The sequence below is a fragment of the Streptomyces sp. NPDC096048 genome, from assembly GCF_044763415.1.
Taxonomy (GTDB): Bacteria; Actinomycetota; Actinomycetes; order Streptomycetales; family Streptomycetaceae; genus Streptomyces.
Genome location: NZ_JBIWGG010000009.1, coordinates 333641 through 355319, shown reverse-complemented (window position 1 = coordinate 355319; position 21679 = coordinate 333641). Strand labels below are relative to the sequence as shown.

21 protein-coding genes are annotated in these 21679 nt (G+C 72.9%); 2 read left to right on the top strand and 19 right to left on the bottom strand.

Going from position 1 to position 21679, the window contains the following annotated elements:
- Positions 1-3: 3 nt before the first annotated feature.
- A complete protein-coding gene (locus tag ACIQ6R_RS26260) occupies positions 4-792 on the bottom strand; it encodes a carbon-nitrogen hydrolase family protein (RefSeq protein ID WP_404179323.1) in 789 nt (262 codons plus the stop codon).
- A gap of 562 nt (positions 793-1354) precedes the next feature.
- On the opposite strand from ACIQ6R_RS26260, the gene ACIQ6R_RS26255 reads away from it, so the two are divergent.
- Complete coding sequence (locus tag ACIQ6R_RS26255; protein ID WP_404223751.1) at positions 1355-1900, top strand: Repetin; 546 nt, start codon at positions 1355-1357, stop codon at positions 1898-1900.
- Here the strand turns inward: ACIQ6R_RS26255 and ACIQ6R_RS26250 are convergent.
- The 10 genes from ACIQ6R_RS26250 to fmt form a co-directional block, all read right to left on the bottom strand.
- On the bottom strand, positions 1848-3080 hold the full coding sequence (locus tag ACIQ6R_RS26250; RefSeq protein WP_404179328.1) for an MFS transporter: 1233 nt from the start codon (positions 3078-3080) through the stop codon (positions 1848-1850). The genes ACIQ6R_RS26255 and ACIQ6R_RS26250 overlap by 53 nt on opposite strands.
- A gap of 157 nt (positions 3081-3237) precedes the next feature.
- A complete protein-coding gene (locus ACIQ6R_RS26245) occupies positions 3238-3690 on the bottom strand; it encodes an Lrp/AsnC family transcriptional regulator (RefSeq protein ID WP_055415902.1) in 453 nt (150 codons plus the stop codon).
- A gap of 27 nt (positions 3691-3717) precedes the next feature.
- Positions 3718-5205: an amino acid permease gene (locus ACIQ6R_RS26240; RefSeq protein ID WP_404179330.1), complete on the bottom strand. Its 1488-nt coding sequence runs from the start codon at positions 5203-5205 to the stop codon at positions 3718-3720.
- Between the two features lie 297 nt (positions 5206-5502).
- Positions 5503-5643: a hypothetical protein gene (locus ACIQ6R_RS26235; protein ID WP_404179333.1), complete on the bottom strand. Its 141-nt coding sequence runs from the start codon at positions 5641-5643 to the stop codon at positions 5503-5505.
- Positions 5644-5710: 67 nt separating this feature from the next.
- Positions 5711-7153, bottom strand: coding sequence for a GuaB1 family IMP dehydrogenase-related protein (locus tag ACIQ6R_RS26230; protein WP_404179336.1), 1443 nt, complete (start codon positions 7151-7153; stop codon positions 5711-5713).
- A 108-nt stretch (positions 7154-7261) separates the two neighbouring features.
- Complete coding sequence (locus tag ACIQ6R_RS26225) at positions 7262-7615, bottom strand: barstar family protein (protein ID WP_404223750.1); 354 nt, start codon at positions 7613-7615, stop codon at positions 7262-7264.
- A 44-nt stretch (positions 7616-7659) separates the two neighbouring features.
- The gene (locus ACIQ6R_RS26220; protein ID WP_310874331.1) at positions 7660-8703 is read right to left on the bottom strand and encodes a sugar-binding domain-containing protein; all 1044 of its coding nucleotides are present in this window, start codon (positions 8701-8703) and stop codon (positions 7660-7662) included.
- 77 nt (positions 8704-8780) lie between these two features.
- Positions 8781-9467 (bottom strand): ribulose-phosphate 3-epimerase, encoded by a 687-nt coding sequence (rpe, locus tag ACIQ6R_RS26215; RefSeq protein ID WP_055415908.1) that lies wholly within the window; start codon positions 9465-9467, stop codon positions 8781-8783.
- A gap of 150 nt (positions 9468-9617) precedes the next feature.
- On the bottom strand, positions 9618-11045 hold the full coding sequence (locus ACIQ6R_RS26210) for an RsmB/NOP family class I SAM-dependent RNA methyltransferase (RefSeq protein ID WP_404179344.1): 1428 nt from the start codon (positions 11043-11045) through the stop codon (positions 9618-9620).
- A gap of 80 nt (positions 11046-11125) precedes the next feature.
- Positions 11126-12058 carry a methionyl-tRNA formyltransferase gene (fmt, locus tag ACIQ6R_RS26205; protein WP_404179347.1) on the bottom strand — a complete coding sequence of 311 codons (933 nt, stop codon included), beginning with the start codon at positions 12056-12058 and terminating at the stop codon, positions 11126-11128.
- Positions 12059-12380: 322 nt separating this feature from the next.
- Here fmt and ACIQ6R_RS26200 point away from each other — a divergent pair, with 322 nt between their 5' ends.
- On the top strand, positions 12381-12932 hold the full coding sequence (locus tag ACIQ6R_RS26200; RefSeq protein WP_404223749.1) for a hypothetical protein: 552 nt from the start codon (positions 12381-12383) through the stop codon (positions 12930-12932).
- 126 nt (positions 12933-13058) lie between these two features.
- On the opposite strand, the gene ACIQ6R_RS26195 is transcribed toward ACIQ6R_RS26200, so the two are convergent.
- The 8 genes from ACIQ6R_RS26195 to ACIQ6R_RS26160 all read right to left on the bottom strand — a co-directional run bounded on the left by ACIQ6R_RS26195 (position 13059) and on the right by ACIQ6R_RS26160 (position 21635).
- On the bottom strand, positions 13059-15209 hold the full coding sequence (locus tag ACIQ6R_RS26195) for a primosomal protein N' (RefSeq protein WP_404223748.1): 2151 nt from the start codon (positions 15207-15209) through the stop codon (positions 13059-13061).
- A 181-nt stretch (positions 15210-15390) separates the two neighbouring features.
- Positions 15391-16599 carry a methionine adenosyltransferase gene (gene metK, locus ACIQ6R_RS26190; RefSeq protein ID WP_375913815.1) on the bottom strand — a complete coding sequence of 403 codons (1209 nt, stop codon included), beginning with the start codon at positions 16597-16599 and terminating at the stop codon, positions 15391-15393.
- Between the two features lie 240 nt (positions 16600-16839).
- The gene (coaBC, locus tag ACIQ6R_RS26185) at positions 16840-18042 is read right to left on the bottom strand and encodes a bifunctional phosphopantothenoylcysteine decarboxylase/phosphopantothenate--cysteine ligase CoaBC (protein ID WP_404179357.1); all 1203 of its coding nucleotides are present in this window, start codon (positions 18040-18042) and stop codon (positions 16840-16842) included.
- Between the two features lie 131 nt (positions 18043-18173).
- Positions 18174-18446 (bottom strand): DNA-directed RNA polymerase subunit omega, encoded by a 273-nt coding sequence (gene rpoZ / locus ACIQ6R_RS26180; protein ID WP_003977348.1) that lies wholly within the window; start codon positions 18444-18446, stop codon positions 18174-18176.
- A gap of 62 nt (positions 18447-18508) precedes the next feature.
- Positions 18509-19102 (bottom strand): guanylate kinase, encoded by a 594-nt coding sequence (gene gmk / locus ACIQ6R_RS26175; RefSeq protein WP_398136643.1) that lies wholly within the window; start codon positions 19100-19102, stop codon positions 18509-18511.
- 37 nt (positions 19103-19139) lie between these two features.
- A complete protein-coding gene (locus tag ACIQ6R_RS26170) occupies positions 19140-19463 on the bottom strand; it encodes an integration host factor (protein WP_003977346.1) in 324 nt (107 codons plus the stop codon).
- Positions 19464-19686: 223 nt separating this feature from the next.
- The gene (gene pyrF / locus ACIQ6R_RS26165; protein WP_404223746.1) at positions 19687-20532 is read right to left on the bottom strand and encodes an orotidine-5'-phosphate decarboxylase; all 846 of its coding nucleotides are present in this window, start codon (positions 20530-20532) and stop codon (positions 19687-19689) included.
- Positions 20529-21635, bottom strand: a complete 1107-nt coding sequence (locus ACIQ6R_RS26160) for a quinone-dependent dihydroorotate dehydrogenase (protein WP_404223744.1) — start codon at positions 21633-21635, stop codon at positions 20529-20531. The genes pyrF and ACIQ6R_RS26160 overlap by 4 nt, the downstream gene beginning before the upstream one ends.
- Positions 21636-21679: the final 44 nt, after the last annotated feature.

The window sequence follows — 21679 nt, the reverse complement described above, 5'->3', positions numbered from 1 at the left end:
GACTCAGACGAGGGGCCCGTAGAGACCGGGGCGGCGGTCCTTCAGGTACGGGTTCGCCTCGCGGGAGGCGGCGAGGAAGGCCGGGTCGACGTCGGCGAGGACCAGCTCCTCGGCACGCCCGGCCCGGGCACGGGCGGTCCCGTCGGGTCCGGCGAGTGCGGACAGCCCGACGAACTCGAACTCGCCCTCCCGGCCGACGCGGTTGACGTACGCCACGTACATCTGGTTCTCGAAGGCCCGCACCGGCACGACGGACTCGGCTACGAACTGGAACGGGTGCATCTGCGCGGTCGGGACGAGCAGCAGGTCGGTGCCGGCCAGGGCGTGGGCGCGGACGTTCTCGGGGAACTCCACGTCGTAGCAGATCATCAGGCCGACGGTCACCCCGTCGAGCTCCGCCTGGACGACGGGCTGCTCGCCAGGTGTGAAGTGTTCGCGCTCGAAGCAGCCGAAGAGGTGGGTCTTGCGGTAGTTCGCCGCACGGGTGCCGTCGGCGGAGATGAGCTGGACGGAGTTGAAGACGCTCTCGCCGGCCCGCTCCGGGTAGCCGTAGGCGACGGCGAGGCCGTGGCGTCCGGCGATCTCCGCGACGGCGTCGGCGGAGTCGCCGTCGGCGGGCTCGGCGAGGACGGCGATGTCGTCGCCGATCGCGTATCCGGTCAGGAACAGCTCGGCGGTCACCAGCAGCCCGGCGCCCGCGGCGGCGGCCCGGCCCGCGGCCTCGTCGAGGACCTTGAGGTTCTCGGCGGTGGAGCCGGGGCGGCCGGAGCTCTGGAGCAGGGCGGTGCGCATGCGTGTTCCTCACCGGTGGGAGGGGGTCGGGGGCCAGATAGACGGTACGGTCGGCGGACTCGGCCGGACAAGACGGACCTGTTGCGCGCCGGTGAGCGGATCGTTGCGTTCGCGGGGCACCCCACGGCGATTCGTTGTGCACCCCACCCACCCGCCCTCCCTCGGCCGCGGACGCCACCGCCCAGCCGCCCGTGCCGCCCCGCCTGCCGGCCCTGGCCACCCGCCCGTACTCACCCGGCCCGGCCCCCTCGCCACCCGCGCGTCCTCCCCCTGGCCAGCCCGCCCGTCCTCGCCCCACCGGGCGACCGCCGTGGGGACCGCCGAACGGCCGCCGGGCACCGGTCGGCAAGCCGATCGCCCTCTTCCCGGCGCCCGGCGGGCCATCACGCGCTCACGCCCCGGCCGCACGGCCGGTTCCGCACGCCCGGCTCCTCCCCAGGGGGCAGACCGCGCCCGCCGTGCGGCGGAGGGCACTCACCCCGGGGCGCGATGTGGTGGAAGCACGGCGCCGGGACAGTGGTGAGCGTTCAGTTCGCCAGTTTCCGCCGACGAGAGGACCGCCTTGAAACGCCGTACGATGACCGCCGCACTCTGCGCCGCACTGCTCCTCACCGCCGCCACGACGGGCGCCGCGGTCGCCTCCGGCCCCCACGAGGAGCGACCCCCGAGGGAGGCCGCCGCGCTCACCGGCACCGCGAAGCTGTACCGGTCGGCCGGGGACGACATCACCTTCACCTTCGACGCGCATCTGGCGGCCGGGGACAACGACGACCCGCTCAAGGCCACCGGAACGTTCGAGTTCAGCCACTACCTGAACGGCGAGGGCGCCCGGGCGAAGGCCGACGTCGACTGCCTGCTGACCGGCGGCGACGTGGCCGTCGTCTCCGGCGTCATCACCGACTCCGACCTGCCCGGCGCCGAGGGCAAACGGGTCGGCGTCACGGTCCACGACCGGGGCCGCCATGACCGTCTGGGCTACAGCTGGGCCGCGACGGGCAACCCCGCGGAGGGTGGGGAGCTGCCCCGGTGCGTGTCCTCGGCGCCCTTCGAGAAGGTCAGGAAGGGAACCGGCGACTTCGAGGTCGTGCCCTGGCAGCCGCGGCTCTAGTCCGGGCGGCGGTGGCCAGCAGCAGCGCCGTCAGCAGATACGGCACCGCGGACAGGGCGAACGCGGTGCCGTGCCCCGTCGCCGTGGCGGCCGCCCCGTACGCGCCGTAGGTGGCGAGGGTGCCCAGCTCGGTGCCGAGGCCGGCGACCGAGGTCAGGGTGGCCCGGCCGGTGTCCTGGATGCGCTGCTGGAGACGGGCGTCGGCCAGCACGGTCGCCAGCTGGAAGCCGCCGAAGGCCAGCGCGACCAGGACCAGGGCGGCCGGGGTGCCCGCCGCGGCGCCCACGGCCAGGGCGAGCGCCGAGCCGGTGAGCAGGGCGGCGAACCCGGTCGTGGTCAGGCGTTCGGCGACACCGGCCAGCAGGCTGCCGGCCGTTGCCCCGGCCCAGATCACCAGCAGCAGCCAGGGGACGGTCTCCTGCGCCACGCCGGTGTCGTGCGCCAGCAGTGGCGTGTACTCGTCGAGCGCGCCCCACACCGCCGTCACGGCCGGTACGAGGAGCAGCGCGCCGCGCACGGACCGGTCGGTGCGGGCCTCGGCGAGTCCGGCGCGCAGGGCCGCGGACCATCGGTCACCGTCGGCGGGCGGTGTGCGGTGCTCGGGGAACCGGGTGGCCACCACCGCCCCGGCCAGGCAGACCAGCACGCTCGCCGCGCCGACCGCCTCGTACCCGCCCCAGGCGAACACGGGCCCGGCCAGGCCCATCGCGGTCATCGTCGCGGCGATCCCGACCGCTCGCGCCCGGCCCATGACGCGGGCGTACCGGTCGGCCGCGCCGGCCCGGTCCAGTTCGTCGTGGACCAGCGCCTCCAGCGCCCCCGAGCCGAGCGCTCCCCCGGCGCCCCACAGCACGAAGCCGAGCGCGAAGGCGCCGTAGGAGGGCACGAGCACCCACAGGGCGAAGCCGGCGGCGGTGAGCAGCGGGCCCAGCACCAGCAGCAGCCGCCGGGAGACGGCGTCGGCCCAGGCACCGGAAGGCACCTCCAGGACCACGCCGGTCAGCGACCACAGGGCGAACAGGGAGGACATCTGCCAGACCGACAGACCGGTGTCGCTGAACAGCAGCGCGTACACCGGGTACAGCAGGACGAACTCGTCGCAGAACGCGGAGCCGTACAGCGTGCGCGTCAGCCGCCGGATACCGGCGGTGGCGGGAGCACGCTCGGGTGAGAGAGTCATGAGGCCTTCCCGAGGGGGCGGATCGGACACCGGAGGTACGGCGTCCGAGGCGGCCCTCGAGAGGAGGCCCTGCTGGTGGATCAATGTCGCCAGGTCATGGCACCGATGCTAGACGGCACGCGGCCCGCTGCCCAGCGATTACCGCAGACGGCCCGACTTACGTGGGCGACCCCGACGAGAAGCGCCGCAGCAGGGGCGACAGCACCAGCACGGACCTGGTCCGTTCCACGAACGGCTCCCCGGCGATCCGCTCCAGGACCCGTTCGAAGTGCCGCATGTCGGAGGCGAAGACCTGGGCGACCGCGTCCGCGTCCCCGGTGACGGTGGACGCGGCCACGACCTCCTGGTAGCGCTCCAGGCCCCGCTGGATGGTCTCCGGCGAGGTGTTGCGGCGGCAGAAGATCTCGACGAACCCCTCGGTCTCCCAGCCGAGCGCGGCGGGGTCGACCCGTACGGTGAATCCGGTGATGGCTCCGGTGGCGCGCAGCCGGTCCACGCGCCGTTTCACGGCGGGCGCGGACAGGCCGACCGACTGCCCGATGTCCGCGTAGGAGCGGCGGGCGTCCTCGGCGAGGGCGTGCACGATGCGTTCGTCGAGATCGTTCAGCACTGCGGGTCGTTCACTTCACTTCTGGAGCTACTGGAGCTTCTGGGCGTCTGAGGTGTCCGGCGTGGCGAGCCGGGAACGGCGATGGCCGTACACGAAGTAGAACACGAGCCCCACGGCCATCCAGACACCGAAGACCACCCAGGTGACGGTGGACAGGCTGCCCATCATCCAGACGCAGAAGGCGAAGCCCAGCGCCGGCAGGACCGGCGCCAGCGGCACCCGGAAGGTGCGGTGCATGTCCGGACGGGACCGGCGCAGCACCACGACGGCCACGTTGACCAGGGCGAAGGCGAAGAGGGTGCCGATGCTGGTGGCGTCGGCGAGCTGCCCCAGCGGGATCGCGGCGGCCAGGACGCCGCAGAACAGGGAGACGATCAGCGTGTTGGCCCGGGGCGCACCGGTCTTCGGGTGGACCCGGGAGAACACCTTGGGCACGAGCCCGTCGCGGGACATGGCGAACAGGACGCGGGTCTGGCCGTAGAGCACGGTCAGCACGACGCTGGCGATGGCGACGACCGCGCAGAACGCCAGCAGGGTGCCCCAGAAGCTCTGGCCGGTGACGTCGGTCATGATCTGGGCGAGGGAGGCCTCGGAGTCGGTGAAGGTCCGCCAGGGCCTGGCACCGACGGCGACGGCCGCGACGAGGACGTACAGCACCGTGACGATGACCAGGGACAGCATGATCGCGCGGGGCAGGTCGCGCTGGGCGTTCTTGGCCTCCTCACCGGCGGTGGAGGCGGCGTCGAAGCCGATGTACGAGAAGAAGAGCGTCGCCCCGGCGGCGCTGACCCCGGCCATGCCGAGCGGCATGAAGTTCTCGTAGTTGCCGGAACGGAAGCCCTGCACGCCGATCGCGCAGAACAGCACCAGCGCGGCGATCTTGACGACGACCATGACGGTGTTGGCCCGCGCGGACTCGCGGGCACCGCCCAGCAGGAACGTCATGGCGAGGAGCACCACGATCAGCGCGGGCAGGTTGAAGAGGCCGCCGTCGCCCGGCGGGGCCGACAGCGCGGCCGGGATGGTGACGCCGATGGTGCCGTCGAGGAGCTCGTTGAGGTACTCGCCCCAGCCGACGGCCACGGCGGCCACCGACACGCCGTACTCCAGGACCAGGCACCAGCCGCAGACCCACGCGACCAGCTCGCCCATCGTCGCGTAGGCGTACGAGTAGGAGGACCCGGCGACCGGGATCGTGCCGGCCAGCTCGGCGTAGGACAGGGCCGAGAAGAGCGCCGTGAGGCCGGCGATGACGAAGGAGAGCGTGACGGCCGGGCCGGCCTTGGGGACGGCTTCGCCGAGGACGACGAAGATGCCGGTGCCGAGGGTGGCGCCGATGCTGATCATCGTCAGCTGCCACAGGCCGAGGGAGCGGCGGAGGGTGCCGCCCTCGCCCTGGCCGCCCTCGGCGACCAGGCGTTCCACGGGTTTGCGGCGCATGAGGCGCGCGGCCAGGCCCGGGGATGAGGGGGTGGCCGGTCCGTCGTGGTGCGGGGGTGCGCCTTGGTCGAGCACGCGTTGACTCCTTTGTCGCTGCCGGTCGCGCCCGTCGGTGTGAGCGGACGGGCTCGCGGCGGGCTCTGGAGCGGCGGGGACCGGCGGGCACGCTCGTGAAGAGCGGGAACCCACCGAGCGGAGTCCCCGCCACGCCACGTACAGCGCAGAACACTACGAGGGGCGCGGGTCCCCGGTAATGCGGCAACCTTGCGCATCTCCGCACGATCGTTGCGTTCACCGGGGCGGAGCGCGTGTTCGTTGCGCGGAGGCTGTGAAGCGTTGCGCGCGTGACCGGCGGGCCGTGGATCTCCCTGGTCAGCGGCGGTCCGGCTCACCCGCGATCGATTCCTCGTCGCCACCGGCCCCGGCCGGGGACTCGCGGGCGCGCAGCTCGTCGAGGCGGGCCACGGCGGTCAGCGGGGTGTGCTGCGGCTCGATGCTCCGAGGGGTCGTCATACGTCCGGCGTCGCGTCAGGGTGGCCTGCGTCGAGCCACCCCGACGACGTTCGGACTGGGGACCCGCTCAGCTCCAGCTGGCGTGCAGCGGCTTGCCCTCGGCGTAGCCGGCGGCACTCTGGATGCCGACGACGGCCTTCTCGGCGAACTCCTCCAGGGACGCGGCACCGGCGTAGGTGCAGGAGGAGCGGACCCCGGCGATGATCGAGTCGATCAGGTCCTCGACGCCCGGGCGGGTCGGGTCGAGGAACATCCGGGAGGTGGAGATGCCCTCCTCGAACAGCGCCTTGCGGGCGCGGTCGTAGGCCGACTCCTCGGAGGTGCGGTTGCGCACCGCGCGCGCGGAGGCCATGCCGAACGACTCCTTGTAGGGGCGGCCGTTGGCGTCGTGCTGGAGGTCGCCCGGGGACTCGTAGGTGCCCGCGAACCAGGAGCCGACCATCACGTTGGACGCGCCGGCCGCGAGGGCCATCGCCACGTCGCGCGGGTGCCGGATGCCGCCGTCGGCCCACACGTGCTTGCCGTACTTCTTCGCTTCGGCGGCGCACTCCAGGACCGCGGAGAACTGCGGCCTGCCGACGCCGGTCATCATGCGGGTGGTGCACATGGCGCCGGGGCCGACACCGACCTTGATGATGTCGGCGCCCGCCTCGATCAGGTCGCGCACGCCCTCGGCGGAGACGATGTTGCCCGCGACGATCGGGACCCGCGGGTCGAGGTCGCGCACCACCTTGACGGCGCCGATCATCGACTCCTGGTGGCCGTGCGCGGTGTCGATGACGAGGGTGTCCACGCCCGCGTCCAGCAGCTGCTCGGCCTTGCCCGCCACGTCGCCGTTGATACCGACGGCGGCGGCGATGCGCAGCCTGCCGTTCGCGTCGGTCGCCGGGGTGTAGAGCGTGGCGCGCAGGGCGCCCTTGCGGGTCAGGATGCCGGCCAGGCGGCCGTCCTTGTCGACGGCGGGCGCGTAGCGGCGGTTGGCGGCGTCGAGGGTGTTGAAGGCCTCGCGCGGGTCCATGTCCGCGTCGATGAGGATCAAATCCTTGGACATGACCTCTTCGAGCTGGGTGAAGCGGTCCACGCCGGTCAGGTCGGTGTCGGTGACCACGCCGATCGGCTTGTGGTCCTCGTCGACGACGACACCGGCGTTGTGGGCGCGCTTGGGCAGCAGGGACAGCGCGTCGGCGACGGTCTGGTGCGGGGCCAGCACGATCGGGGTGTCCAGGACGTGGTGGCGGCTCTTCACCCAGGAGACGACCTCGGTGACGACCTCGATCGGGATGTCCTGCGGGATGACCACCAGGCCGCCGCGCCGGGCCACCGTCTCGGCCATGCGGCGGCCCGCGATGGCGGTCATGTTGGCGACGACGAGCGGGATGGTGGTGCCCGTGCCGTCCGGGGAGCCGAGGTCCACGCCCTGCCGGGAGCCCACGGCGGAGCGGCTCGGCACCATGAACACGTCGTCGTACGTCAGGTCGTACGAGGGCTGGATGTCATTCAGGAAACGCACGTGCTGCACATCCCAGTCGATCAGAGGTGGCCCCCGGACAGGTCAGCCAGGGGGAAAGAGCACGTACTTCATTCTCCCACGGCTGGTGGCCGACAGCCCCCGGGCAGATCATCCAGGCTGGTCAGCGACCTGATTGGAGGATCCTCCAGGGCCGAGGGCCACGAAGAGCCCCGGACCGCGGTCCGTCGCCTCGGCGAAGACCTCCTCGGCGACGGACCACTCGTCCGGCCGCTCCCGCGCGTACGCGCCCCACCCCCGCACGACCAGCACCAGCCCCCGGTCCGCCGCGCCCTCGGGCCAGACGGAGGGGTCGGCGAGTGAGTCGGCGAGCGCGTCCCAGTTCCGGCCGAACCAGTCGGGCAGCGCCAGGTCACGGGCGCAGCGGTCCATCAGGCCCGCCTTGTCCGTGACCCCGTCGAGGTCCAGCGTGACCACGAGCCGTCCCGCGGGGTCCTCGTTCATGTCACCCTCTTCTCCCTCTCCGCCCCGGACCCTCCGACGAGCCGTCAGATGCCGTCCGGGTCCGTCCGGTTGAGCGTCGACTTCGGCGCCGAGCCCACCGTCATCAGGTAGTCCGCGGCCGACGTGTCCGTCACCAGGCTGGTGACCAGACCGGAGCGCAGCACCGCGTCGATGGCCGCCGCCTTGCGCGCCCCTCCCGCGATCGCCACGACCTCGGGGATACGGCGGAGCTGGTCGGCCTTGACCGTGATGCACCGCTCTCCCAGGTCCCGCCCGACCCGGCGCCCCTCGGCGTCGAAGAGGTGCGCGGACATCTCGGCGGCGACACCGAGCGAGGCGTAGTGCGCGCGCTCCTCGTCGCTGAGCATGTCGTGCACCGTCGAGATGCCGGGCTCCCAGGAGCCGATGGAGACGCAGGCGACGGTGACCTTGTCGAAGTACTCGAAGGCCCGGGCGATCCCGGTCTGGTGGCGCAGCGCCTGTGCGGTGGCCGCGTCCGGCAGCAGCATCGGCGCGTAGATGGGGTGGGCGTCGCCGCCCGACACCTGGGCGGCGCGGCGCACGGCCTCGACCGAGCCGCGCTCGGCGGTCCCGGCGTCGTACACACCCGTCAGCTGCACCACCGTGCACGGCGGCAGCCGGTCGAGCGCCGCCGCCATGTGGATGGTGGACCGGCCCCAGGCCAGGCCCAGTACGTCACCCTCGTTGACCAGCTCGCCGAGCAGGTCGGCGGCCACCTCGCCCAGATTCTCCGGGTCGGGCGTCTCCTCGGCGTCGGCCGGGGACTCCACCACGACGGCGTGCCTGAGCCCGTAGCGGGCGCGCAGGGCGTCCGAGCGCTCGGCGTCCAGCTCGGCCGGCACGCGGATCTCGATTCGTACTAGGTCTCTCTCGAGGGCGGTCTCGAGAACCCTGGCCACCTTGAAGCGGCTGACGCCGAACTCCTCCGCGATCTGGATCTTGGACTTGCCCTCGAGGTAGAAGCGGCGGGCCATGGCCGCCGCCTGGACCAGCTCAGCGGGTCCCATCCGCATGGCTGAACGGCCCGCCGACATACCCGACACGGCGATCTCCTCACTGCTGTTCACACTCTGGATACGCCGTTCATCCTTGCAGATTCGGCGCACTTGATCAGCCCTGATGGGAGCCGTTCACGTTCTGTTCCTCAGTGGTCGCACGCCCAGGACGCCTTGGCGGTCGCCGCCTCGGCCTGCGTGCGCAATGCACGTACCGCCTCGGCCGGGTCGGACGCCCCGTACACGGCGGAACCCGCGACGAAGACGTCGGCGCCGGCGTCGGCGCACTGCTCGATCGTCGATGCCGACACCCCGCCGTCGACCTGGAGCCACAGCTCCAGACCGTGCTTCTTGATCAGCTCACGGGTGCGCCGGATCTTCGGGAGCATGATGTCGAGGAACGCCTGCCCGCCGAAGCCCGGTTCAACCGTCATGATCAGCAACATGTCGAGTTCCGGGAGCAGATCCTCGTACGGCTCGATGGGCGTCGCGGGCCGCAGTGCCATGGACGCGCGGGCGCCCTTGGCCCGGATCTCCCGGGCGAGGCGCACCGGGGCGGCGGCCGCCTCGACGTGGAAGGTGACGGAACCGGCGCCCGCCTCCACGTACTGGGGCGCCCAGCGGTCGGGGGCCTCGATCATCAGGTGGCAGTCCAGCGGGGTGTCCGTCGCCCTGGCCAGGGACTCCACGACCGGCACGCCGAGCGTGAGGTTCGGGACGAAATGGTTGTCCATGACGTCGACGTGGAGCCAGTCGGCTCCCCCGACCGCCTTGGCCTCGTCCGCGAGGCGGGCGAAGTCGGCGGACAGGATGCTGGGGTTGATCTGCGCGGCCATGCCCCAAGACTGCCATGCCCTCCGGGGGTGGGGCGGGAGGGGTCCCAGGTAGGCGGAGGTCGTTGGTCGGGCGCGGGCCGGGGGTGGCCGGTCGCGCCCGACCGACGACCTCCGGCCCGCGCCCCCGCCGAGTGCCTGGTGGGCCTGCGTTCACGCGGTGCGGCGGATGAGGCTCAGGTACATCGCGTCGGTGCCGTGCAGGTGGGGCCAGAGCTGGATGTCGGGGCCCTCGCCGAGGTCGGGGACGCCGGGCAGGAGCGGGCGGGCGTCGATGAGTTCGGTGCCGGGGTGCTGCTTGAGGACGTCCGCGACGACGGCGCGGGTCTCCGCGAGGTGCGGTGAGCAGGTCGCGTAGCCGACGACGCCACCGATCCGTACCGCTTCCAGGGCGCTGCGCAGCAGCCCGCGCTGGAGCGGGGCGAAACCGTCCAGGTCCTCGGGACGGCGCCGCCAGCGCGCCTCGGGGCGACGCCGCAGGGCGCCGAGCCCGGTGCAGGGCACGTCGACCAGGACGCGGTCGAAGCTGCCGGGCCGCCACGCCGGGCGGGTCCCGTCGGCCGCGATGACCTGGTAGGGCCCCGGATTCCCGTCCAGTGCCCTGGCCACCAGGCCGGCCCGGTGCGGCTGCTTCTCGGAGGCGAGCAGGAAGGCACCCCGCTCCGCGGCCAGGGCACCCAGCAGCGCGGCCTTCCCGCCCGGCCCGGCGCACCCGTCCAGCCAGTGCCGGTCCGGCCCGTCCAGGGGCGCGTTCGCCATCGCGAGCGCGACGAGCTGGCTGCCCTCGTCCTGCACGCCGGCCCGGTTCTCCCGTACGGCGTCGACGGCCCCGGGCTCGCCGCCCTCGCTCAGCCGCACCGCGTACGGCGACCAGCGCCCGGGTACGGCGGCCTCCTCGCCCAGCAGCTCGTCGGCCGTGGCCCGTCCGGGGCGGGCGACGAGGGTGACCTCGGGCCGCTCGTTGTCGGCGGCCAGCAGTTCCTCGATGCCGGCCCGGCCGCCGCCGAGCGAGTCCCACAGCGCGGAGACGACCCAGCGCGGATGCGAGTGCACGACGGCGAGGTGGTCCTCGGGGTCCTCGTCGTAGGGCGGGGCGACCCGCTCCAGCCACCCGTCGAGATCGTCCCGCGCGACCTTGCGCAGCACGGCATTGACGAACTTGGCCCGCCCGTCGCCGAGCACGACCCGCGCCAGTTCCACGGTGGCGGACACGGCGGCGTGGCTCGGGATCCGCGTCCCGAGCAGCTGATGGACGCCGAGGCCGAGCACGTCCAGCACCGGCGGGTCGACCTCACGCAGCGGCCGGTCGACGCAGTCGGCGATGATCGCGTCGTACGTTCCCTGCCGGCGCAGCGTCCCGTACACCAGCTCGGTGGCGAGGGCCGCGTCCCGGGCGTCGAAGTTCTCCGGCCCCTCCTTCTCCCGTGCCTTGCGCAGCAGCGGCGGCAGGACGAGGTTGGCGTACGCGTCCCGCTCGTCGACGGCCCTGAGCGCCTCGAAGGCGAGGATGCGGACGGGATCCTTCTGGGGCCTGCGGTACGGCTTGCCGGGCTTACGGGGACGACGGGGCTGCTCGCTCACGAAAAAGGTGCTCCGGGTGTGGGTTGAAGTGCGCTCACCAGCGTACTTCGGACCGGTGAACGGTGCTGCGGAGGCGCAGGTCAGCCGCCGAGCGACTCGCCGTCGGCGATCCGCACGCCGCGCGCCCAGTCCGCGGCCCGCATCGGCTTCTTGCCCTGAGGCTGCACCCACAGCAGCTCGACGGCGTACGAGCCGGTGCCGACGTGCACGTTGTTCTTGCCGGCGGCGAGCTGCCCCGGGGCGAGATCCGTCCGGTCGGGCACGGGCAGGGCCTGCACGAGCTTGAGCCGCTCGCCCCGGAAGGTGGTCCAGGCGCCGGGGGCCGGGGTGCAGCCGCGCACCACCCGGTCCACGCGCAGCGCCGGGGCGGTCCAGTCGACCCGGGCGTCCTCGACGGTGATCTTCGGGGCGAGGGTGACACCGTCGGCCGGCTGCGGTACGGCCTTCAGGCTGCCGTCCTCGATGCCGTCCATGGTGGCGGCGAGCAGCCCGGAGCCGGCGAAGGCGAGCCGGGTCAGCAGGTCGCCGCTGGTGTCGGTGGGCCGGATGGTCTCGGTGACCGTCCCGTAGACGGGACCGGAGTCGAGGCCCTCCTCGATCAGGAAGGTGGACGCGCCGGTGATCTCGTCGCCCGCCATGAGCGCGTGCTGCACGGGAGCCGCGCCGCGCCAGGCGGGCAGCAGCGAGAAGTGCAGGTTGACCCAGCCGCGGGCGGGCACGTCGAGGGCGACGCGGGGCAGCAGGGCACCGTAGGCGACGACGGGGCAGCAGTCGGGCGCGATCCCACGCAGCCGCTCCAGGAACTCCGGGTCGCGCGGTTTCGCGGGCTTGAGCACCTCGATCCCGGCCTCCTCCGCACGCTCGGCCACGGGTGAGGCGACCAGCCGGCGCCCGCGCCCGGCCGGAGCGTCGGGCCGCGTGACGACGGCGGCCACCTCGTGGCGCCCGGAGGCGATCAGTGCGTCCAGGGCGGGAACGGCGACCTCGGGGGTGCCGGCGAAGACGAGCTTCATGGGTGGGACGGGCCTCTCGGGCGTGGCGGACGTCGGGCAGCGCCCCAGTCTACGAGCCCGCCGCGGACGGACAGCCGCCGACGGCGACGCGCCCCCGCGGCAGACCCCGGCCTCTCGACCGACTGGAAACGAGTGGTACGCGGGTGGGAGAGAACACCGCCGAAGGCCGAGGCGCGCGTCCGGCGAGCACAGGCGCACGCATATGCCGCCACGCCCCCACCCCGTGACCACCGGAGCGCCCACGCGTTGGTCAAGGAAGAGTTGACCACCGGACCGCCCGCGCGGCCCGATTCCTTTCAACGCCGGTTCGAGAGGCTTGTTCATGGCCGACCACGCAACCCACGACGCCCAGGCTCGGGCCAGCCTGCACTTGCTGGTGCGGGACATCGAGCGGGTCCGCCGGCAGGTGGACGCACTGCGTACCCTCACCGCCCAGTTGGGCAACGTCTACCGCCCGCGCCGCTCCGGCCCCTCGACGGGCTTCGTCGTCTACGGGCGGGCCCCCGCCCCGACGGTCCGTCTCGCCCAGGAGCTGCGGGACAGCGTCGAGACCCTGGTCACGGCCGCCGTGGACTTCGACCGTTCGCTCGGCTTCTCGTGGGACGCGGTGGGCTCCGCACTCGGCGTCACCAAGCAGGCGGTGCACCGCCGCTACGGCTCCCGCCGCGCCGCGACGCAGTCGGCTCCCGCCACCGAGACCCCCGAGCACGCACCGGAACCGACGGGCACCCACCCGGTCAACGTGGGCTCCGGCCTCCCCGCCGTGCCCACGGTCCCGGCCGCCCGCTCCATGCCGACCCAGCCGACGGCGGGCAGTCCGGCCCTGCGCGACGACGTCCGGCCGACGGCCTTCCCCGGCCCGCGCAACGGCTGAGCCGCGACCGCTGAGCCACACTCGCTGAGCCGCGACCGCTGAGCCGCGCCTGCTCACCAGCCCGCTGTCCGCCCTGTTCGCACGGGAGGACAGCGGGTCTCCGTGCATACGCCTCCGCGCACGCCGTCACCCGATGTCGGGCGGATCGATCCGCACCCACACCGCCGCGTCGCTCCCCCGCGCCATCCGCGCCGCCTGAGCGGCCTTCAGCGCACCGGCCAGCGCCGCGCCGCGCCCCGGCGGCACCCGGACCAGCGCCCGCTCCCAGTGCTCCCCGGGCGGCGGCGAGCCCACCCGCCGCGGCCGCCCCACGGCCGTGACCGGCAGCGCCACCGGACCCAGCACCTCGGCCTCGCGCGGCAGCTCGACCGCGCCGAGGAAGCCGGCCACCGCCTCCGCCGGCCCCGCCACGGCCGCCATCCGCGACACCGGCGGAAAGCCCAGCTCGGCCCGCTCGGCCAGTTCCCGCACCGCATGGCCCACGGGGTCCCAGCGCACCAGCGCCTGCACGGGCCGCAGGGTCGGCTCGGCGACCACGACGACGGTCCCCCCGGCGCTCTGCGGGCGCACCAGCGCGGAGGCGGCCAGCCAGCGCCGCAGCGCGTCCTCACCGGCGCGCAGGTCGGGCCGCCCGAGCATCGCCCAGCCGTCGAGCAGCAGGGCCGCCGCGTAGCCGCCCTCGGCGACGGGTTCGGCACCCGGGGTGCTCACGACCAGCGCGGGCGCCTGGGGCACGGTGTCCAGCACATGCTCGCGCCCCGAGGTGCGCACCGGCACCGCGGGGAACGCCCGCCCCAGTTCCTCGGCGGTGCGGCGCGCCCCCACGATCTGGGCGCGCAACCGGAACGCCCCGCACTCCGGGCAGTGCCACCCTCCCTCCTCGCGCCCGCACCAACCGCACCGCAGCGCGGCCCCGGACTCCTGCCCCTCCAGCGGCCCCGAGCAGTGCCGGCAGCGCGCGGGTGTCCGGCACGCGGCGCACGCCATCCGCGGTACGTACCCCCGCCGGGGCACCTGCACGAGCACCGGTCCGTGCCGCAGCCCGTCCCTGACGGCCTTCCAGGCGAGGGTCGGCAGCCGAGCGGCGCGGGCGGCCTCGTCCCGGGCCAGGTCCTGGTCCCCCACGGTCCGCACCAGCGGGGCGGCGGCCCGCACCTGCTCCCGCGCGGCGACCAGCGGCCGTGCCCAGCCGGTCTCCACGAGCTGGGCGGCCTCCACGGTGCAGCTCCAGCCGCCCAGCAGGAAGGCACACCTGTCCTGGGCGGCGCGCAGCAGCAGCACCTCGCGCGCGTGCGGCTGGGGGGCGTGCGGCTCGCTGTGGCTGTCGTCGCCGTCGTCCCAAAGGGCGACCAGCCCCAGGTCCCGCACCGGCGCGAACATGGCGGCGCGGGTCCCGACGACGGCCCGTACGGCCCCTCGGCGGACCGCGAGCCACTGCGCGTACCGCTTCTCGGGCCCGGCGTCGGCGGTGAGCACGGCGTGCCGTCCGTCACCCAGCAGGGCGGTCAGCGCGGCGTCGGCGCGGGCGACGGCCCTCCCGTCCGGCAGGACGACGAGCGCGCCCCGGCCGGAGGCCAGCGTCGCCGCCACCGCCCGCGCCAGTTCCTCGCTCCACCGCGGGCCGGGCAACGCGTTCCACACCGCGCGCGGGGCGCCTCCCGAGGCGAGGGCCGCCACGAACGCGGCCCCCTGCTCGTACCGCGTCCAGGGCCCCGGCTCGGGCACCGGCGGCGGGGGCAGCGGATCGGGTGACGTCCGCTTCTCGGCGCGCGCGTTGCGCGGGGGTACGGCGAGCTGCAGCACGTCGGCGAGGCTGCCCGCGTACCGGTCGGCGACCGCCCGCGCGAGTCCGAGCAGTTCCTCGTCGAGCACCCGTTCGGGCGAGACGACCTGGGCCAGCGCGGCGAGGGGGCCCGAGTACTCGGACTCGGCGAGCCGCTCGACGAGGAAGCCGTCGATGAGCCCCCCGCCCTCGCGCCGCCCGTCCCGCACCCGGTGCCGCCCGGCGCCGAACCGCACCCGCACCCGGACGCCGGGCTGGGCGTCGGCGTCGAGCTCCTCGGGCACGGCGTAGTCGAAGTACCTGTCGAGGTGGAGTACGCCCTTGTCGACGAGGACCCGGGCGACGGGCAGCTCCCTGGCGAGCGCGGCTCCACGCCAGGTCCGCGGCTTGGCCCGCGGCGTCTTCGCCTCGCGCACGCTCTCCCGGATGAGCGCGAGCTGCTCGGGCGGCGCGTCCTGAGCGCCACCGCCCGCGGGTTCGTTCTCGCTGCTCACGCCTGCATTCCTACCAAAGACCACTGACAAAGGACGGCGCCGAAGGAGGGCGCCCGACCGCTCACCGCCGCGCCACGCACCCGCCCCGCCCGGGCGCGGACACGCCGAGGCCCGGCGTCCCCACCGGGGACACCGGGCCTCGCGACGTGCCGTCGGCCGTCAGACAGAGCGCTCGGGCGCCTTACAGCCCCGCCGCCTGTCGCAGCGCGTCCACGCGGTCCGTACGCTCCCAGGTGAAGTCGGCGAGCTCGCGGCCGAAGTGGCCGTACGCCGCGGTCTGGGCGTAGATCGGGCGGAGCAGGTCGAGGTCGCGGATGATGGCGGCCGGACGGAGGTCGAAGACCTCGTCGATCGCCTTCTCGATCTTCTCGGTGTCGATCTTGGCGGTGCCGAAGGTCTCCACGAAGAGACCGACCGGCTCGGCCTTGCCGATGGCGTAGGCGACCTGTACCTCGCAGCGGGCGGCGAGGCCCGCGGCGACGACGTTCTTGGCGACCCAGCGCATCGCGTAAGCGGCGGAACGGTCGACCTTGGACGGGTCCTTGCCGGAGAAGGCGCCGCCGCCGTGCCGGGCCATGCCGCCGTAGGTGTCGATGATGATCTTGCGACCGGTCAGGCCGGCGTCGCCCATCGGGCCGCCGATCTCGAAGCGGCCGGTCGGGTTGACCAGGAGGCGGTAGTTCTCCGTGTCGAGCTTGATGCCGTCCTCGAGCAGCGCCTTCAGCTCCGGCTCGACGACGAATTCCTTGATGTCGGGAGCCAGCAGGGACTCCAGGTCGATGTCGCTCGCGTGCTGGGAGGAGACGACGACCGTGTCGAGGCGGACGGCCTTGTCGCCGTCGTACTCGATGGTGACCTGCGTCTTGCCGTCCGGGCGCAGGTAGGGGATCGTGCCGTTCTTGCGGACGTCCGACAGGCGCTTGGACAGGCGGTGCGCCAGGAAGACCGGGAGCGGCATCAGGGTCGGCGTCTCGTCGGACGCGTAGCCGAACATGAGGCCCTGGTCACCGGCGCCCTGCCGGTCCAGTTCGTCCTCGTCGCCCTCGACCCGGTTCTCGTAGGCCGTGTCGACGCCCTGCGCGATGTCCGGGGACTGGGCGCCGATCGAGACCGAGACACCGCAGGAGGCGCCGTCGAAGCCCTTCTTCGAGGAGTCGTAGCCGATCTCCAGGATCTTGCCGCGGACCAGCGTGGCGATGTCCGCGTAGGCCTTGGTCGTGACCTCGCCGGCCACGTGCACCAGACCGGTGGTGATCAGGGTTTCGACGGCGACCCGGGAAGTCGGGTCCTCACGCAGTAGCGCGTCGAGAATCGTGTCGCTGATCTGGTCAGCGATCTTGTCGGGGTGACCTTCGGTCACGGACTCCGAGGTGAACAGGCGACGGGACACAACGCTCCCTGGGGTTGCAGCGGCTGCTGGCTGATCATTGGTGGACGGCACGGGGAGCTGCACCCGGCGACGTCCGAGAACAGTTTATCGGTCGCGCTCCGCCACGGGCCCACCCGTCTCGCCTCTCGGAAGGGCTGTGACCTGCGGCACGGGCATTCTGCCCGGAACGAAGCACCCTTGGCCAGGGCCGCCACGCTCGAATGCGAGAGGTTCGCGAGCCGAGTGGAGTGAATGAGTCATTCAGCCGAGCCGTTCGGCCACGAGGTCCCACACCGTTTCGGCCAGGGCTTCCTTGGGGCCGTGCGCCACCGGGGTCTCGCTGCCGTCGGCGCCGAGGACCACGGCCTCGTTCTCCTCGGACCCGAAGGTCTTGCGCTCCCCCACCTCGTTGACCACGAGGAGGTCGCATCCCTTGCGCTTGAGCTTCGCCCGGCCGTTGGCGAGGACGTCGTCGGTCTCGGCCGCGAAGCCGACGACCACCTGTCCGGAGCGGGCCCGGTCCGTGGAGATCTCCGCGAGGATGTCCGGGTTGCGCACCAGGGTGATCGGCGCGGGTTCCTGGTCGTCCTTCTTCTTGATCTTCCCGGCGGCGTACGTCGCCGGCCGGAAGTCCGCTACCGCCGCGGCCATGACGACGGCGTCGGCGTCCGCCGCGGCGCGCAGCATCGCCTCGCGCAGCTCCACGGCCGTGCCGACCGGGACCACGTCCACGCCGGCCGGGTCCGGCAGCGACGCGTTGGCCGCGACCAGCGTGACGCGGGCGCCCCGGGCGGCGGCGGTGCGGGCGAGGGCGTAGCCCTGCTTGCCGGAGGAGCGGTTGCCGAGGAAGCGGACCGGGTCAAGGGGCTCCCGGGTGCCGCCGGCGCTGACGACGACGTGCCGTCCGGCGAGGTCCGGCTCGCGCACGCCGCGGGCGAGCACCCGGCGGCAGACCTCGAAGATCTCGCCCGGGTCGGGCAGCCGGCCCTTGCCGGTGTCGACGCCGGTGAGGCGGCCCACGGCCGGTTCGATCACGAGGGCGCCGCGACGGCGCAGCGTCGCCACGTTCTCCTGGGTGGCCGGGTGCTCCCACATCTCGGTGTGCATGGCGGGGGCGAAGACGACCGGGCAGCGGGCCGTGAGCAGTGTGTTGGTGAGGAGGTCGTCGGCGAGGCCGTGGGCGGCCTTGGCGAGCATGTCGGCGGTGGCCGGGGCGACGACGACCAGGTCGGCGTGCTGGCCGATGCGCACGTGCGGGACCTGGTGGACGTCGTCCCACACCTCGGTCGACACGGGATTGCCGGACAGCGCGGACCAGGTGGCGGCGCCGACGAAATGCAGCGCGGAGGCGGTGGGGACGACCCGGACCTCGTGCCCCGACTCCGTGAACCTGCGCAGCAGCTCACAGGCCTTGTACGCGGCGATGCCGCCGCTGACCCCCAGAACGACCTTGGGCTTGTCCACCGTCTCTCCCCGTCTCCCCGGCTCGGATGTCGCGTACGACCCATCACACACCACAGGCCCGGCAGTCGGACTGCCGGGCCTGTGGAAAAGTCAGCTTCAGGCTGAAAATACTACCGCCGGTACTGTCGGCACTACTGCGCCGGACCCTCGATGGCCTCGGAGGTCAGCAGCCCCGCGTTGATCTCGCGCAGGGCGATCGAGAGCGGCTTCTCGTGGACGTGGGTGTCCACCAGGGGACCGACGTACTCGAGGAGGCCCTCGCCGAGCTGCGAGTAGTACGCGTTGATCTGGCGGGCCCGCTTGGCCGCGTAGATCACGAGGCTGTACTTCGAGTCCGTGGCCTCGAGGAGCTCGTCGATCGGCGGGTTGATGATGCCCTCGGGCGCGGAGATGGAAGAGGACACGCTCTACCTTCCGATGGATGGGAAAGATGAAGTCAGGATGTTCGCAGGGTGACCAGTAACGATCACACGACGTTCGTCAAGGCTAGCAGCTCGCGCGCCACATCCTCGACGGAGGTGTTGACCAGGGTCTGGTCGAACTCCGGCTCGGCCGCCAGCTCGACCTTGGCCGCGGCGAGGCGGCGCTCGATCACCTCCGGCGGCTCGGTGCCCCGGCCGGTGAGCCTGCGCACCAGCTCATCCCAGGAAGGCGGGGCCAGGAATACCAGCTGGGCCTCGGGCATGGACTCGCGGACCTGCCGCGCGCCCTGGAGGTCGATCTCCAGGAGCACCGGCTCACCGGCCTCCAGGCGCTCCAGCACGGCCGCACGCGGTGTGCCGTAGCGGTTGCCGGCGAACTCGGCCCACTCCAGCAGCTCACCGTTGGCGATCAGCTTGTCCATCTCCTCGTCGGTGACGAAGAAGTAGTGGACACCGTGCTGCTCGCCGGGGCGGGGCCTGCGGGTCGTCGCCGAGACCGACAGCCAGACCTCAGGGTGTTCCTTGCGCATATGGGCGACGACCGTGCTCTTGCCGACCCCCGAGGGGCCGGAGAGCACGGTCAGCCGCGGACGTGCGTCCGGGGGTACGGGGGACGTCCCCCGGGGTGTTGCAGCCATGCAGCGATTATTCCAGCAATCCCGGAGTGGTCCGGACTCAGCTGCCGGTGCTGCCGAACTCACGCTCCAGGGAAGCGATCTGGTTGGAACCGAGCCCGCGCACGCGGCGGCTCTCGGAGATGCCCAGTCGCTCCATGATCTGCTTGGCGCGGACCTTGCCCACGCCCGGCAGGGACTCCAGGAGGGCGGAGACCTTCATCTTGCCGATGACGTCGTTCTCCTGGCCCTGCTTGATGACCTCGTGGAGGGAGGCGCCGGAGTGCTTGAGTCGATTCTTGACCTCGGCCCGCTCCCGGCGAGCCGCGGCGGCCTTTTCGAGCGCGGCTGCGCGCTGTTCAGGGGTAAGGGGCGGAAGAGCCACGCCTACGTCACCTCGGATGTCGAACTGTCGGATACGGACCGGTGAGGAACCTAGTCGCCCCACACCTGGGGAGCTACGAGCAACACGCTTGCCCGTTGACTCTTCCCGGAGACTAGCGTCCAAGTCCTCAAGAGTCAGCGAGAACAGCGGAAAAGTCCTGGTCAGCCTCCGTCAGGCTGGACTTTTAGGACATACTGCCTCGGATTTGAGGATGTATCCAGAGTCAGGACGCCGTGACCGCGGTCCTGATCTCCTCCGCGAAACGGTCCGCGGCCTTCCGCAACGCGGGCACATCGGGACCGTGACGCAGCACACCCCGGCTGACGTTCGGGACGACGTTGCGCACCGCGGCGCCGAAGACCCGCGGCAGGTCCGCGGGGGTGGCCCCCTGGGCGCCGATGCCGGGCGCGAGGAGCGGGCCGTTGATGCCCAGGTCGTACGACGACAGGTCGCCGAGAGTGGCGCCGACCACCGCGCCGAAGGACCCCAGGGGCTCCTCCCCGGCGTTCTCGGCGGCCAGGTGCGCCAGCACCGTCGCCCCGACGCTCCGCCCGTCGGCCCGGATCGCGTGCTGGACCTCGCCGCCCTCCGGGTTGGAGGTCAGCGCCAGCACGAACAGGCCCGCACCGCTCTCGCGCGCCAGGTCGACGGCCGGCTTCAGGGACCCGTAGCCGAGGTACGGCGAGACGGTCAGCGCGTCCGAGAACAGCGGAGCGCCCTTGTGCAGGAACGACTCGGCGTACGCGGCCATGGTCGAGCCGATGTCGCCGCGCTTGGCGTCCATGACGACCAGGGCGCCGGCCGCCCGCGCCTCCTCGACCGACTTCTCCAGGACGGCGACGCCGCGCGAACCGAAGCGCTCGAAGAAGGCGCTCTGCGGCTTGAGCACGGCGACCCGGTCGGCCACCGCCTCCACGACGGTACGGCTGAAGCGCTCCAGCCCGGCCACGTCGTCGTTCAGGCCCCACTCGGCGAGCAGGGAGGCGTGCGGGTCGATGCCGACGCACAGCGGCCCGCGCTCGTCCATCGCGCGGCGCAGCCGGGCGCCGAAGGGTTCGAGTACCGTCATGCGTTCGTCCTGACGTCGGCGCCGACCGCGTCGGCGAGGGTGGCGTGCGGGCTCTGCCGCAGGCGGGCGGCGAGCCCCTTGTGGATGGCGCGGCCCCAGAAGGGGCCCTCGTAGATGAACGCGCTGTAGCCCTGGACCAGCGTGGCCCCGGCCAGGATGCGCTGCCAGGCGTCCTCGGCGGTCTCGACGCCACCGACGCCCACCAGGGTGACCCGGTCGCCCACGCGCGCGTAGAGGCGGCGCAGCACCTCCAGGGAGCGCTCCTTGAGCGGTGCGCCGGACAGACCGCCGGTCTCCCGGACGAGCACCGGCGAGGACGTCAGCCCGAGTCCCTCGCGCGCGATGGTGGTGTTGGTGGCGATGATCCCGTCCAGGCCCAGCTCCACGGCCAGGTCGGCGACCGCGTCGACGTCCTCGTCGGCGAGGTCGGGCGCGATCTTGACCAGGAGCGGGACGCGCCGCGCGGTGACAGCGCGGTCGGCGGCCTCGCGGACGGCGCTCAGCAGCGGACGCAGGTGGTCCACCGCCTGGAGGTTGCGCAGCCCCGGCGTGTTCGGGGAGGAGACGTTGACGACCAGGTAGTCGGCGTGCGGGGCGAGCCGCTCGGCGGACTTCACGTAGTCACCGGCGGCCTCCTCCTCCGGGACGACCTTCGTCTTGCCGATGTTGACGCCGACGACGGTCCGGAAGACGGGCGTGCGGGAGGCCAGGCGGGCGGCGACGGCCAGGGAGCCGTCGTTGTTGAAGCCCATGCGGTTGATCAGGGCGCGGTCGGCCACCAGCCGGAACAGCCGCTTCTTGGGGTTGCCGGGCTGCGGCTCCCCCGTCACGGTGCCGATCTCCACGTGGTCGAAACCGAGCATGGCCATACCGTCGATGGCCACCGCGTTCTTGTCGAAGCCGGCGGCCAGCCCGAAGGGGCCGTGCATGCGCAGGCCGAAGGCCTCGGTGCGCAGTTCCTTGTAGCGGGGCGCGAGCACGGCCGCGACGAAGGTGCGCAGGACGGGGACGCGGACGGCGAGGCGGATCCAGCGGAACGCGAGGTGATGTGCCCGCTCCGGGTCCATCCGCTTGAAGACGAGAGAGAAGAAGGTCTTGTACATGGTGTCCTCACGAAGAGGGGGACACCGTTTCCGGTGTCCCCCTC